We start from the raw sequence: 251 nt of genomic DNA on the forward strand, positions 1-251 counted from the left end.
CCGGTTACGCCAGTGATCGAGTTGGTGATCGGAGCGTGGCCGGTCAGTGCATCGTTCGAAGCAACAGCGGTTGCAGTGCCAGTAGTCTGGCCGACGCCGATGGTGATGGTCTGGCCGTTGGCCAGAGTTACCACAACTGGTGAGCCGGTTACTGGCGCACCGACCGTGGCGGTGTAAGTCACAGTGCCGCCTTCAGCAACCGAGGTATCGGCGGTCAATTTGACCGTCGAAGTGTCGATGGTGTCGGTGAC

At 60.6% G+C, this 251-nt stretch carries 1 protein-coding gene; it reads right to left on the bottom strand.

Going from position 1 to position 251, the window contains the following annotated elements:
• A partial coding sequence (locus GXB78_RS28030; protein ID WP_329517860.1) for an immunoglobulin-like domain-containing protein occupies positions 1-251 on the bottom strand: 251 nt, incomplete at both ends.

The organism is Pseudomonas moraviensis subsp. stanleyae, assembly GCF_036283065.1.
Taxonomy (GTDB): domain Bacteria; phylum Pseudomonadota; class Gammaproteobacteria; order Pseudomonadales; family Pseudomonadaceae; genus Aquipseudomonas; species Aquipseudomonas stanleyae.